Below are 13,774 nucleotides of genomic sequence, written 5' to 3'. Positions count from 1 at the left end.
CATCGTGTCTGCGGTAAATAGCTTTGGAGCAAAGGACACCCTCCGGGTCGGCCAGACGGACTATGAAGTCTTTCGCCTCGACGCGGTTGCTGGTTATGAAAAGTTGCCATTCAGCCTGAAGGTTCTGCTCGAGAACCTTCTCCGCACCGAAGACGGCGCGAACATCACGGATGCTCACATTCGTGCACTCGGCCAGTGGGTTCCCACCGCTGAGCCAGACACAGAGATCCAGTTCACGCCAGCACGCGTGATCATGCAGGACTTCACCGGCGTCCCCTGCATCGTCGACCTCGCCACCATGCGCGAGGCCGTTGAAGCACTGGGTGGAGACCCGAAGAAGATCAACCCGCTCGCACCGGCAGAGATGGTCATCGACCACTCCGTCATCGCCGACCTCTTCGGCACAGAGAACGCATTCGAACGCAACGTCGAGATCGAATACGAGCGCAACGGTGAGCGCTACCAGTTCCTTCGCTGGGGCCAGACCGCTTTCGACGACTTCAAGGTCGTCCCGCCGGGAACCGGCATCGTGCACCAGGTCAACATTGAGCACCTGGCTCGCGTCACCATGACCCGCACGGTCAACGGCGCGCTGCAGGCATACCCTGACACCTGCGTCGGCACCGACTCGCACACCACCATGGTCAACGGCCTCGGTGTACTTGGGTGGGGCGTCGGCGGAATCGAGGCAGAGGCAGCCATGCTCGGCCAGCCCGTCTCCATGCTCATCCCGAAGGTCGTCGGCTTCAAGCTGAACGGCACTATCCCGACCGGCGTCACTGCAACGGATGTCGTCCTCACGATCACCCAGATGCTGCGTCGCCACGGCGTCGTTGGCAAGTTCGTCGAATTCTACGGAGCAGGCGTCGCCGCCGTACCGCTGGCCAACCGCGCCACCATCGGAAACATGAGCCCCGAGTTCGGCTCGACGGCTGCCATGTTCCCCATCGATGACGTCACCCTCGACTACCTGCGCCTCACCGGCCGGAGCGACGAGCAGGTCGCCCTTGTTGAGGCGTACTCGAAGCTGCAGGGTCTCTGGCACGACGCATCCGCTGAGCCCGTCTTCAGCGAGTACCTCGAGCTCGACCTCGGCACCGTTGTACCGTCGATCGCCGGCCCGAAGCGCCCGCAGGACCGCATCGAGCTGTCGAAGGCCAAGAGCCAGTTCGAAATCGACCTCGACAACTACGCGTCAGTGCCGATCTCCAAGGTCGACGCTGCAGTGGAAGGCACCTTCCCGGCCTCAGACCCCCTCGGGTTCACGGCAGAGGACGAGGACAGCGCGCACACGATCTCACACGTATCGACCGAATCGCGTCACCACAGCCACAGCCCTGCGAAGCACACGCAGCCCACAGAGGTGACCCTGGCCGACGGCCGCGAGTTCACGCTCGACAACGGTGCAGTTGCCATCGCCGCCATCACCTCGTGCACCAACACGTCGAACCCGTCTGTGATGCTCGCTGCAGGCCTCCTGGCCCGCAACGCATCCCTGAAGGGCCTGAAGTCCAAGCCGTGGGTCAAGACCACGCTGGCACCCGGCTCGAAGGTTGTCACGGACTACTACGCGAAGGCCGGCCTGAACGGCTACCTCGAAGACCTCGGCTTCTACCTCGTCGGCTACGGCTGCACCACGTGCATCGGTAACTCCGGCCCGCTCGAAGACGAGATCTCCGCTGCGATCAACAAGAACGACCTGGCCGTCACGGCAGTTCTTTCCGGTAACCGCAACTTCGAGGGTCGCATCAACCCAGACGTGAAGATGAACTACCTCGCCAGCCCTCCGCTGGTCATCGCGTACGCGCTGGCCGGGTCGATGAACTTCGACTTCGAGACGGATGCCCTCGGCACGGACCACGACGGCAACGACGTGTTCCTCAAGGACATCTGGCCGGACGCCGCCGAGGTGCAGAAGACCATCGACGAGTCCATCGACTCCGGCATGTTCGAGACCCAGTACGCCGGTGTCTTCGAGGGTGACGAGCGTTGGAAGTCGCTTGAGACGCCGACCGGCGCCACCTTCGAGTGGAACCCCGAGTCGACCTACGTGCGTCGCCCCCCGTACTTCGTGGGCATGACCATGGAGACCACCCCGGTGTCCGACATCTCCGGCGCGCGCGTGCTCGCCAAGCTCGGTGACTCTGTCACGACCGACCACATCAGCCCTGCTGGGTCGATCAAGGCAGACAGCCCCGCCGGCAAGTACCTCGACGAGCACGGTGTTGGTCGCGCTGACTACAACTCGTACGGCTCACGTCGTGGAAACCACGAGATCATGATTCGTGGCACGTTCGCCAACATTCGCCTGCGCAACCTGCTGCTGGATGGCGTCGAGGGTGGCTACACCCGCGACTTCACCCAGGTGGACGGCCCGCAGTCGTTCATCTACGACGCGTCGCAGAACTACCAGGCAGCCGGCACCCCGCTGGTGATCTTCGGTGGCAAGGAATACGGCTCAGGCTCGTCGCGTGACTGGGCGGCCAAGGGCACGAGCCTCCTCGGCGTCAAGGCCGTCATCACCGAGAGCTTCGAGCGTATTCACCGCTCGAACCTGATCGGCATGGGCGTTGTCCCGCTGCAGTTCCCGGCCGGAGAGAGCTGGGCGTCGCTCGGCCTCGACGGCACAGAGGTCGTCTCGATCTCTGGTCTCGAAGAGCTGAACAACGGCACAACCCCGAAGACGGTTCGCGTCACGGCCGTGCCGAGTGAGAACTCGCCGGCCGGCAAGGCCACCATCGAGTTCGACGCTGTGGTTCGCATCGACACTCCCGGTGAGGCTGACTACTACCGCAACGGCGGCATCCTGCAGTACGTACTGCGCTCGCTCGTCGCGTAGTCATAACGCGTAGCAGCGCTACGCCGTTCTCAGAGGGGTCGGATGCGAGAGCATCCGGCCCCTCTGTCGTGCGTGGTGCGCTGCCGTGCGTGGTGCGGCATCCGCGTGTCTTCGGGAAGCATGTCCTAGTCTCGAAGCATGGGGGAGCGGAAGAGACGTCGGCTGGGGCGGTTCGCGTTGGTGGCCGTGCTGGTGGCTGCCATATTCGCCTTTTCACCGATGATCGGGCCATGGCTCTCGGCGGCGCCTGGCGCAGTCAGGCAGCTGCTGGCCTCAGCAGCGGATGCCGGGACGACCGAGGAAGCCGATCGTGACGGTGTCAGCGCCACGGCAGAGGCCGTCGCAGGCGCCGACCAGGGCGTCCCAGCCACTCCTGGCGATGCAGCCCGGATGGTTGTCGACTATGTGCACGATGGCGACACGCTCTTTCTCCTGCCCGCCGATGCCGCGGGCAACCCGACAGGCCTGTTCTACCTCTGGAGCGAGGATGGCAGGTTCGTCAATTACGAACTTGTCGCCGGCGGGGCGGCAGAATCGCTGATGATCCCGCCGAACGATGCCCATGTCGACCTCTTGCTTTCGGCAGAGAACACGGCCAGATCATCGGGCGCCGGCCAGTGGGGCTCGTGCTAGCTCAGCTGGCACAGCGTGTTCGGTCAGCCGGGCAGCGTAGAATCGTGGAACAGTTTGTCCGGCGTGTCCGGTTCATGAAAGGTAGTGCATGACCCTCCTTGAGTCGATCCACGGTCCTCGCGATCTCGACGCCCTCTCCAAGGATCAGCTCGTGCAGCTCTCCGCAGAGATTCGCGATTTCCTCGTGCAGGAGATCGCAAAGACGGGTGGGCACCTTGGACCGAACCTCGGCGTGGTGGAAACGACGATCGCCATCCACCGGGTCTTTGACTCCCCAAAGGACGCCATTGTCTTCGATACAGGGCACCAGTCATATGTGCACAAGCTGCTGACTGGCCGCCAGGACTTCAGCCACCTGCGCCAGGCCGGTGGCCTCGCAGGATACCCGCAACGCAGTGAGTCTGTGCACGACATCGTCGAGAGCTCGCACGCCTCCAGCTCATTGTCGTGGGCAGACGGAATCTCGCGCGCCTTCACCATGACCGGACAGACTGATCGTCACGTGATCGCCGTCGTCGGCGATGGTGCCCTCACTGGAGGCATGACGTGGGAAGCGCTGAACAACATCAGTGACGACAACGATCGTCGCCTGATCATCGTCGTCAACGACAACGGTCGCTCATACGCGCCGACAATCGGTGGAATGGCCAGGTTCCTGAACACCGTGCGCACACGGCGCAGCTACCGTGACCTCTATCTCTCCAGCAGAGACGTCTTCGATCACCTTGGTGCCCCTGGGCGTGCGGTGTATCGCGGCGTCCGCGGTGGGTTGCACGGTTTCCTCAGCCGGTTCTCGAACACGGAAGCGCTGTACTCCAACCTCGACATCAAGTACATCGGTCCCGTCGACGGCCATGACCTGAATGCCCTCCAGGAAGCCCTGTCGCAGGCCAAGGGCTACGGAGCGCCGGTGATCGTGCATACGATCACCCAGAAGGGCAAAGGCTACGACCCGGCCATTCAGGACACCGCAGACCAGTTCCACGCCGTTGGCCAGATCGACCCTGAGACGGGCGAATCGGTCGAAGTTGCCGGTAACCCGAGCTGGACATCCGTCTTCGCCGATGAACTGCTCAGCCTGGCCACGGCGAACGAGCGCCTGGTCGGCATCACCGCCGCCATGCTCCGTCCAACTGGCCTGCACAAAATGGCCGAACGTTTCCCCGACCGCGTGCACGACGTCGGCATTGCAGAGCAGCATGCCGTGACATCCGCTGCCGGGCTTGCCTTCGGTGGCCTGCACCCTGTTGTCGCTCTTTACGCCACCTTCATGAACAGGGCCTTTGACCAGGTGCTGATGGATGTCGCGCTGCACAAGGCAGGCGTCACGTTCGTTCTCGACAGGGCTGGCGTGACGGGCCCTGACGGGCCGAGCCACCACGGCATGTGGGATCTCGCGATCCTGCAGGTCGTGCCCGGCATCAGGCTCGCGGCTCCCCGCGACTCCATTCGCCTGCGCGAGGAACTCGGCGAAGCCGTTGCCATCGAAGATGCGCCCACCGTATTGCGTTTCCCCAAGGGCAGCACCGGAACCGAGTTCACCGCGGTTCGCCGCCTGGACGACGGCGTAGACGTGCTGCACGAGAAGGAACAAAAAGACGTTCTCATCGTCACCGTCGGCCCGATGGCTGCAATGGGACTTGAGGTGGCAGAGCGCCTGGCTGCCCAGGGCATCGGTGCAACGGTCGTCGACCCGCGGTGGGTGGTTCCCGTGCCGACGAGCATCATCGAGCTCGCGCGCGAACACCGCCTGCTGGTGAGCATTGAAGACGGCATCCGGGTGGGCGGCATCGGCACACGCATCCGTCAAGACCTGCGTGAGGCCGGCGTCGACACCGCTGTGACAGAGCTCGGCTTGCCAGATGAGTTCCTCGACCACGCAACGCGCGCACAGATTCTCGAGCACGCTGGCCTGACCTCGCAGCAGATTGCACGCGACGTCATTGACATGGTGCTCGGCAGCAAACTGCCCCGAGCCAGGCCATTGGCGGCAGACGGCACGAACACAGGCTCGATTCCGCTCACGCGTCGTCAGGCGGAGTAGCCGCGGGGGCGTGGCGCGTAAAAAAAACAGGTAGAGAGATCGCCACCAGCGGCGTAGCGTGAATTGGACATTTGCCTCTGGAAAGGCTGTCCAGTCATGTCAGATGCCGAATCATCGGACCAACAAGACCCGGCTCGGCGACCACTTACGCGAAGCGATATCACGGTCGTTGACAGGCCGGTGTTGCGACGGGCCGTCGGAGCCGCTGCCCTCGGCAACGCGATGGAGTGGTATGACTTCGGCGTGTACGCCTACCTGGCCACCACCCTCGCGAGGGTGTTCTTTCCGCCGGGTGATATCGGCCTCGCGACACTCGCCTCGTTGGGCGCGTTCACGGCAGCATTCCTGGTGCGACCGATCGGCGGTGCCATCCTGGGGCCTCTTGGCGACCGACTAGGCCGCAAGCGAGTGCTCGCGCTCACCATGATCGTGATGGCTGCGGCTACGCTCTCCATCGGCCTGATTCCCGACTATGCGACCATCGGCATCTGGGCACCCATCCTGCTGTTGCTCGCCCGGCTGGTGCAGGGCTTCTCCGCAGGGGGTGAATACGGCGGCGCCGCAACGTACATCGCCGAGTACTCAACTGACCGGCGGAGAGGTTACGCCGGGTCCTGGTTGGAGTTCGGCACGCTGACGGGCTACGTGCTCGGCGCAACGGTGGTGACGCTCATCCAGTTCCTGATGACTGATGACATATTGCTCTCCTGGGGGTGGCGCATTCCCTTCTTCATTGCGGGACCAATCGGATTGATCGGGCTGTATCTGCGGCTGCGGCTGGAAGAGACTCCTGCCTTCCAAAAGCAGCAGGAAGAGGCGTCGGAACGAGAACCGGAGAAGGTCACCCTCCGCGGGATCCTCGCGCAGAACTGGCAGGCTTTGCTCGTGTGTGTCGGACTGGTCCTGGTCTTCAACGTGACCGACTACATGCTGCTCACGTATATGCCCACCTATCTATCCGGAACGTTAGGGCGCGACGAGACGAGTGGGTTGCTGATCATCATCGTGGTGATGGTCATGCTGATGGGGGTGATGGCATCCGGTGGCCGGCTGTCAGACCGCTTCGGACGTAAACCTGTGTTGTACGCCGGCTGCCTGGGGTTCTTCCTGTTGTCGTGGCCGGCGTTGAAACTGATCCAGTCGGACAATGTCTTCGTGAGCTTCTCCGGGCTGCTCGTGCTCGGCCTGCTCCTCGTCACATTCATGTCGACCATGCCGTCGACTCTTCCCGCACTGTTTCCGACGGCCATCCGCTACGGTGCACTGGCCATCGCCTTCAACGTCTCCGTCTCCATATTTGGTGGCACAACTCCACTCATCACAGAAGCGCTCGTGCAAGCTGCAACGGATGCCGACCTCCCGTTCGCGCTCGATATACCTGCGTTCTATCTCATGCTCGCAGCTTTCATCGGAGCGGTTGCGGTCTACTTCACGCATGAGACCGCACAGAGGCCGCTCATGGGGTCAGGCCCCGCTGTCGCCTCGATCGCGGAGGGCAAGATTGTGATGATGCAGTATGCCGACCCGGAGTCAGAGGTATCGCAGTCCAGTTGGGGTCAGCACTTTGCCGCGTCAGGAGAAGACGCAGTGCCGGAGCCGGATTCGACCAAACAGTCGCCCGAACTGCCGCCCGATGAGCCGCCAGCGCCGCATCCGCCCAGGGATGCCTCTCAGAATTGACGCAACAGGCCCGATCGGTGAACTCGCCGATCGGGCCTGTCGTGTGTGTCTGGTTGTGTGTGCTTGCGGTTAGGCGCTGGCCGCGGCCAGGCTCTCCTGCTCGACACCTCGTATCGGCGGGTGATGGAACGTGTCGCCGAAGACACGCTCGCTCGCGCCAACGCGGTCGAGGTACGGGGTCGCGCCACCCATCTGGAACGGCCAGCCAGCACCGAGGATCATGCACAGGTCGATGTCCTCTGCCGCGTGCACGACCTCGTCGTCGAGCATCCGCTTGATCTCGTCTGCCAGTCCGTCTTCGACGCGGCGGAGGATTTCGTCTCCGGTCATCGGAGTCGTTCCGCCGGCGACGATCTTCTGGGCGCCCTTGTCGAAGCCCTTGATCTTGCCCTTGGCGTCGCGGTCCAGAATCTTGCCGTGTTCAGCCAGCTTGTGCAGGTTCTCACTCTCGAAGAAGCGATCGGGGAACGCCGCGTGGTGCGTGTCGAGCACGTGTGCGCCAACCTTGAGACCCACAAGTTCGAGCAGCTCGAACGGCGTCATCGGCAGGCCGAACGGTGCAAGGGCGCCGTCAACGACCTCGAACGGCGTGCCGGTGTCGACCGCGTGCATGGCCTCCCCAAGCAACTTCGCCAGGATGCGGTTCACCACGAAGCCAGGGGTATCGCGGGTGATGACAGCGTTCTTCCGCAGCTTGCTGGCGACCACCATCGCCGTCGACAGGGTTTGCTCGTTCGTCAGTGGGGTGTTCACCACCTCGATCAACGGCATGACAGCGACCGGGTTGAAGAAGTGGAACCCGACGAGCCGCTCAGGATGTTCCAGCTTCGCGCCGATCTTCTCCACAGAGAGCGACGAGGTGTTCGTCGCCAGGATGGCGTCAGGCGCAACGTACTTCTCGATCTCGGCGAAGACGTCCTGCTTCACGCCGAGTTCCTCGAAGACAGCCTCGATCACCCAGTCGGCGTCAGAGAAGTCGGCCTTGTTCGTTGTACCGGTGACGAGCGCCTGCAGCCTGTTTGCCTCATCAGACGAGATACGACCCTTGCTGGCAAGTGTGTTGATCTCGTCGTGAATGTACGCGACGCCCTTGTCGACACGAGCCTGGTCGAGGTCGGTGATGACAACGGGAACCCGCAGGCGACGCACGAACAGCAGCGCGAACTGGCTGGCCATGAGGCCTGCACCGATCACGCCGACCTTGGTGATCGGCTTGGCAAGTGCCTTGTCTGGGGCACCGGCCGGGCGTTTGGCTCGCTTCTGCACCAGGTTGAAGGCGTAGATGCTGGCCTGGAGCTGGTCGCCGGTGACGAGGGTGGCCAGGGCGTCGTCTTCGCGCTCGAAGCCTTCAGCCTTTGTGCCGCTCTTCGCTGCCTTGAGAAGGTCAAGTGCCAGGTATGGCGATTTCGCGATGGTTCCGATGCGGTTCTCGAGCATCTTGCGGGCGATGCCGACAGCGGCGTCCCACTTGACGAGTCGCTCGATCTTGCCAGGCACGTTCGGCCGGGAGACCGTGGTGGTCCCCGCGATCACGCCATCTGCCCATGCGATCGACTTCTCGAGGAACGTCGACGACGGGAACATGACGTCGGCGATGCCGAGCTCAAGCGCATCCTTGCCCTTGAGGGTGCGGTTGTTCTTCAGCGGGTTCTCGATGACGACCTTGAGGGCGTTCTCGATGCCGATCAGGTTCGGCAGCAGGTAGGCACCACCCCAGCCGGGAATCAAACCGAGGAAGACCTCTGGCAGCGCTATGGCAGGCACCGACTCGTCGACAGTGCGGTAGTCGGCGTTCAGTCCGATTTCAAGGCCACCACCGAGCGCGAGCCCGTTGATGAAGACGAAGGAGGGCACGCCAAGCTCTGCCTGCTTGCCGAGCGCGAAGTGCCCGAGCTGCGCCAACTGCTTGCCAACGGCGAACGAGGGGATCGCGGCAACCTTGCTGAGGTCCGCGCCGGCCGCGAGGATGAACGGCTTGCCCGTGACGGCAACACCGTGGATCTCGCCGCGAGCTGCACGCTCCTTCAGGGTGTCCATCGTCGCGGCGAACTCCAGCAGGGTCACCGGTCCGAGCGTGTTTGGCCTGGTGTGGTCTCGCCCGTTGTCGAGGGTGACGAGTGCCAGCGTGCGCCCGCCGGAGATCGGCACGTCGCGCACGAGAGAGTGCGTGACGACCTCATCGGCGGAGAGCTCAACCAGCGGGGAGAAGTCGATTGCGGAGTAGTCAGTCATCGTTACTTGGCCTTCCGATTGAAGTGCGGGTTTTCCCAAATGACGGTGCCGCCCTGGCCGAGGCCGACGCACATCGCGGTGAGTCCGTAGCGCACCTCAGGGTGCTCAACGAACTGTGCAGCGAGCTGGTTCATCAGTCGCACGCCAGACGATGCAAGCGGATGCCCGATGGCGATGGCCCCGCCGTACTCGTTGACGCGCGGGTCGTCATCGTCGATGCCGAAGTGGTCGAGGAACGAAATCACCTGGACGGCGAACGCCTCATTGAGTTCGAACAGTCCGATGTCGGTGATCGACAAGCCGGCCTTCCGCAGCGCCTTCTCCGTGGATGGCACGGGTCCAAGCCCCATGACCTCCGGTTCGACGCCGGCGAAGGCGAAGCTCACCATCTTCATCTTGACGCTCAGGCCGAGCTCTTTCGCCGTCGCGCCGCTGGCCAACAGGCAAGCGGTCGCGCCGTCGTTCAGGCCGGATGCATTGCCGGCGGTGATTCGGCCATGTGGGCGGAACGGGGTTTTCAGGCTCGCAAGCCCCTCCAGCGTTGTTTCTGGGCGCGGAGCCTCGTCACGGGTGGCCAGCCCCCAGCCGGATTCGCTGCGGATGGCGACGGGAACGAGATCGGGCTGGATCTTGCCTGCCGCGTATGCCGCGGCAACCTTCTGCTGGCTGCGCAGCGCGTAGCGGTCAGAGCGTTCCTTCGTGTACGTGGGGAACCTGTCGTGGATCCGTTCCGCCGTAGCGCCCATGGCAAGCGCGTCTTCGCTGACGAGCCGCTCTGAGAGGAAACGCGGGTTGGGGTCGACACCTGAACCCATTGGGTGGCGTCCCATGTGCTCGACGCCGCCGGCAATGGCGAGGTCGTATGCGCCGAATCCGATTGCCGAGCCCATCGTCGTGACGGATGTCATGGCACCGGCACACATGCGGTCAATCGCGAACCCGGGTACCGACTTCGGCAGTCCGGCCAGGATGGCCGCCGTGCGTCCGAGAGTCAGGCCCTGGTCGCCGGTCTGCGTCGTTGCGGCAATTGCCACATCGTCGATGCGATCACCCGGCACGCAGGGGTTTCGCTCCATCAGCCCGATGATCGCCTTGACCACCAGGTCATCGGCCCTGGTATTCCAGTACATGCCTTTTTCGCCGGCGCGCCCGAACGGGGTTCGAACCCCGTCCACGAAGACGACTTCTGCTCTCTCGGCCACTTTGCCTCCATCATTCGGATCAGATCACACTGATCCTATGTGGGGGTAAAACAGCCGACAGAATCCTTTGACTGTTTCTACGAAGCCGGTTCGGGTGCCGGGTTGATCGTTTGGTGGGCTTCCACAAAGGCATCGGCGATTATCTGTGCAGTTGCGTCAATTTGCCACGGTCGTGCACCGAGAGCTCTGAGCGCTTCAGAAACGGTTTCCACGGTGATCGGCTCTGGGGGAGTCCAGGCCGTGCGCCGGAGGTGGTCAGGCGTCAGGAGATTCTCAACCGGAATCGACAGTTCATCGCCGAGCGCAACGAGAGCCGTTCTGGCTGCCTTGTATCGCGCGTCGGCTTCTGGGTTGCGATCCGACCACGACCGAGGCGGGGGCAGCGTATCGCCGTTGGACTTGAAGGACGGCAGGTCATCGGTGGTCAGGCCGGCCTGGACGGCGTTCCACCAGCGGTCAAGTTCGCTCCTGCTGGCACGTCCGCTGAATTCCCGCAGCTCTGCCAATGCGTGCTTCGAGGTCGGCGCGACGCGTGCAACGGCCACCAGCGAGGCATCCGGAACGAGGCGCCCTGGGGAGACGTCCTGCTGCTGGGCCAGTTCGTCCCTGGCCTGCCACAGCTCGCGGGCAATGGCCAGATTGCGCTGACCCCTCACAGAGTGCACGCCGGAGAGCCTGCGCCAGGGATCAACCCGCGGCGCCTTCGTCTCCTTGGCGAGTGTGGCGGCGAATTCCTGGTTGGCAATCTCTGTCTTGCCGGCATCCGCCAGCATCTCTACCATGCGGTCGTGAAGGTCTGGCAGGTACTCAACGTCAAGTGCCGCGTAGACCAGCCAGGACTCAGGCAGCGGTCTCGTCGACCAGTTGGCCGCGGAGTGTTCCTTGGCCAGGTGGGTGCCGAGCAGCTCTTCCACGACAGTGCCGAGGCCTACGCGTGGGATGCCGAGCAGGCGGGCAGCCAACTCGGTGTCGAAGATGGTGGTGGGATCGATGCCGACTTCGCGCAGGCAGGCGAGGTCCTGGCTGGCGGCGTGCAGGATCCAGACCTCGTCAGCGAACGCGTCGTTCAATTCGGCGAAGTCTCCGATCGCCGGGGGGTCAAACAAGAAGGTGCCTGCATCGCGACGGAAGACCTGGATCAGGTACGCGCGTTGCGAATAGGTGAAACCGGATGCGCGCTCAGCGTCGATCCCAATTGGTCCCGTTCCGCCCCGCAGTGCGTCAAGAGCGGCGAGGTAGCCCTCGCGGGTGTCGATTACGAGATGATCAGCCACGGGTGGCCCTTCTGGCGGTCAACGAACTGATGCCTTCGCTTACCGGCGGGAGGCCGGCAAGCATGCAGAGGAGTTCGCCCCATCCTTCTAAATGCGGTGCCAAGTTACGGCCAAGCGGGGTCCATGACGCCCGAAGTTCAATCTGTGCTCCATCGCCCTGTTCGGCGAGCTGGCCGAAACCCGACGAGAGGATCTTGGTTGCCGTGCCGGACGCCGCCTCATACTCGGCACCGTGCGCCTTCAATGCGTCAACCAGCCATGACCAGGTGACTTCTGCCACGAACGGGTCAAGACCGATGTCGGTTTCGAGGGGTGCATGGGCGAAACAGACGACGCGGAACACGCCGCCCCATTCCTCAGGTGCTTCTGGGTCGTAGAGCAGCACGAATCTGCCGGTTCCGAGGTCTGAGTCGCCTTCGTGCCTGGCTGGTTTCACGTCAGCGGCGAATGCGATTGCGTATGGCGCGAGGCCGGAGGGCGCCGCCATTTCACGAACGACAAGGTCCGCTCTGGTTGCCGCTCGGCGAATAGAGTCGCATGCTGCGGTGAATTCCGCAGGGAGCGGTTGCTGATCTTGTGTTTCGGGCACGTCAGCAGACTAGAGTTTTTTTCAGGCGCTGTCGGTGAGGCACGCCGAACGGGGAGGTGCTGGTCGTGGTCAACCGTCGTCAGACTCGCGAACCACTGTCGGTCGTAGCACGGGCAGGGTTAGCAGTCGGTACCGGTGTAATTCTTGCTGCCAGCACGATTGCGACGCTGTCTGCCGTCATGGCGAGGCGAGTCGTGACTCCGCCCAGGCACCATGACCAGGACACCCGGATACTGGCCGTCAACGATCGTGAACACACCGTCACGCTCCGGTCGACCCCTGAGGCGATCATTCCCGGCCGGTATGGGCTGTGGTTCTCGTCTGATACCGGGCACGCCAGGGTTGGCGACATCGTGGCATCTTCGCCGACGACGGTGACTCGCACGCTGATCGACGTTGACTTCGGCAACATCCACGCCGCAAAAAAGGGCAGGCTCGGCGCCTGGTTCTATCTCGGGCCCTGGGACCTCGAACTTCCGTTCAGGAATGTCGCGGTGGCGACCGCACTCGGTGACGCGCCGGCGTGGCTGGTACCTGCTGCACACGCGGGCGACACCGAAGAGACTCAGGACTCCGGCAAGTGGGTCATCCAGGTGCACGGCAGGGGAGTGCGCAGGCAGGAAACCCTCCGTGCCATACCGGTGTTCCACGAAGCTGGGTACACGTCATTGTTGGTGTCGTACCGAAACGACGGCGATGCCCCGCGGAGCGACGATGGGCGCTACGCCCTCGGCGACACCGAATGGCAGGATGTCGACTCAGCGCTCGACTATGCGGTCGCCAATGGGGCCACCAGCGTGGTGCTGATGGGCTGGTCGATGGGCGGTGCAATCGTGCTGCAGACCGCGACTCGATCGAAGCACCGCGACCTGATCGTCGGAATCGTGCTCGACTCTCCGGTTGTGAACTGGAACGACGTTCTCGCCTATCAGGGCAAGCTCCTTCGCTTGCCGGCGCCCGTTGCCTCCGGCGCCGTGCAGGTGTTGAGCCAGTCATGGGGCGGAATCTTCACGGGCCAGGAAGCACCGATTGACTTCCATCGGCTGGATTTCGTGGCCAGGGCAGGTGAACTCGCCATACCGCTGCTCGTCATGCACAGCGACGACGATGGGTATGTGCCGGCAACGGCGTCGAGGCAGCTCGCGGAACTGCGCCCGGACATTGTCACCTTCGTGCCGTTCACCAGGGCAACCCACACCCGGCTCTGGAACTACGACCGAGACACCTGGAACGCCGCCATCACCGACTGGCTGTCAGCGCGCTGAGTCACCTCGTGAGCGA

At 63.4% G+C, this 13,774-nt stretch carries 9 protein-coding genes; 5 read left to right on the top strand and 4 right to left on the bottom strand.

Annotated features, from left to right (window positions below; all coding sequences use genetic code 11):
- Nucleotides 1-4: 4 nt before the first annotated feature.
- From acnA to proP, 4 genes are all read left to right on the top strand, one after another.
- Nucleotides 5-2,839 carry an aconitate hydratase AcnA gene (gene acnA, locus AC25Y4_RS05260; RefSeq protein ID WP_488119531.1) on the top strand — a complete coding sequence of 945 codons (2,835 nt, stop codon included), beginning with the start codon at nt 5-7 and terminating at the stop codon, nt 2,837-2,839.
- A 138-nt stretch (nt 2,840-2,977) separates the two neighbouring features.
- Nucleotides 2,978-3,472, top strand: a complete 495-nt coding sequence (locus tag AC25Y4_RS05255; RefSeq protein WP_488119301.1) for a hypothetical protein — start codon at nt 2,978-2,980, stop codon at nt 3,470-3,472.
- A gap of 88 nt (nt 3,473-3,560) precedes the next feature.
- Nucleotides 3,561-5,516 (top strand): 1-deoxy-D-xylulose-5-phosphate synthase, encoded by a 1,956-nt coding sequence (gene dxs, locus AC25Y4_RS05250; RefSeq protein WP_488119300.1) that lies wholly within the window; start codon nt 3,561-3,563, stop codon nt 5,514-5,516.
- Nucleotides 5,517-5,612: 96 nt separating this feature from the next.
- Complete coding sequence (gene proP, locus AC25Y4_RS05245) at nt 5,613-7,196, top strand: glycine betaine/L-proline transporter ProP (RefSeq protein WP_488119299.1); 1,584 nt, start codon at nt 5,613-5,615, stop codon at nt 7,194-7,196.
- Nucleotides 7,197-7,265: 69 nt separating this feature from the next.
- Here the strand turns inward: proP and AC25Y4_RS05240 are convergent, their stop codons facing one another.
- The 4 genes from AC25Y4_RS05240 to AC25Y4_RS05225 all read right to left on the bottom strand — a co-directional run bounded on the left by AC25Y4_RS05240 (nt 7,266) and on the right by AC25Y4_RS05225 (nt 12,493).
- On the bottom strand, nt 7,266-9,428 hold the full coding sequence (locus AC25Y4_RS05240; RefSeq protein WP_488119298.1) for a 3-hydroxyacyl-CoA dehydrogenase NAD-binding domain-containing protein: 2,163 nt from the start codon (nt 9,426-9,428) through the stop codon (nt 7,266-7,268).
- Nucleotides 9,429-9,430: 2 nt separating this feature from the next.
- Nucleotides 9,431-10,630 carry a thiolase family protein gene (locus AC25Y4_RS05235; protein ID WP_488119297.1) on the bottom strand — a complete coding sequence of 400 codons (1,200 nt, stop codon included), beginning with the start codon at nt 10,628-10,630 and terminating at the stop codon, nt 9,431-9,433.
- Between the two features lie 77 nt (nt 10,631-10,707).
- The gene (locus tag AC25Y4_RS05230; protein ID WP_488119296.1) at nt 10,708-11,904 is read right to left on the bottom strand and encodes a ribonuclease D; all 1,197 of its coding nucleotides are present in this window, start codon (nt 11,902-11,904) and stop codon (nt 10,708-10,710) included.
- Entirely contained in the window at nt 11,897-12,493 is a 597-nt protein-coding gene (locus tag AC25Y4_RS05225; RefSeq protein WP_488119295.1) for a DUF3000 domain-containing protein, read from the bottom strand. Before AC25Y4_RS05225 ends, AC25Y4_RS05230 begins: the two co-directional genes overlap by 8 nt.
- Nucleotides 12,494-12,687: 194 nt before the next feature.
- On the opposite strand from AC25Y4_RS05225, the gene AC25Y4_RS05220 reads away from it, so the two are divergent.
- Nucleotides 12,688-13,758: an alpha/beta hydrolase family protein gene (locus AC25Y4_RS05220; RefSeq protein ID WP_488119294.1), complete on the top strand. Its 1,071-nt coding sequence runs from the start codon at nt 12,688-12,690 to the stop codon at nt 13,756-13,758.
- The last annotated feature ends 16 nt before the right edge of the window (nt 13,759-13,774 follow it).

The organism is Leifsonia sp. Y878 (assembly GCF_057669685.1).
The sequence above is the reverse complement of the archived record's forward strand: the minus strand, read 5'-3'. Positions and strand labels throughout refer to the sequence as shown.

Excerpts from the sequence above, each read along its gene's own strand:
- AC25Y4_RS05255 (WP_488119301.1), top strand. The coding sequence starts at position 2,978 with ATGGGGGAGCGGAAGAGACGTCGGCTGGGGCGGTTCGCGTTGGTGGCC.
- dxs (WP_488119300.1), top strand. The coding sequence starts at position 3,561 with ATGACCCTCCTTGAGTCGATCCACGGTCCTCGCGATCTCGACGCCCTC.
- proP (WP_488119299.1), top strand. The coding sequence starts at position 5,613 with ATGTCAGATGCCGAATCATCGGACCAACAAGACCCGGCTCGGCGACCA.
- AC25Y4_RS05240 (WP_488119298.1), bottom strand. The coding sequence starts at position 9,428 with ATGACTGACTACTCCGCAATCGACTTCTCCCCGCTGGTTGAGCTCTCC.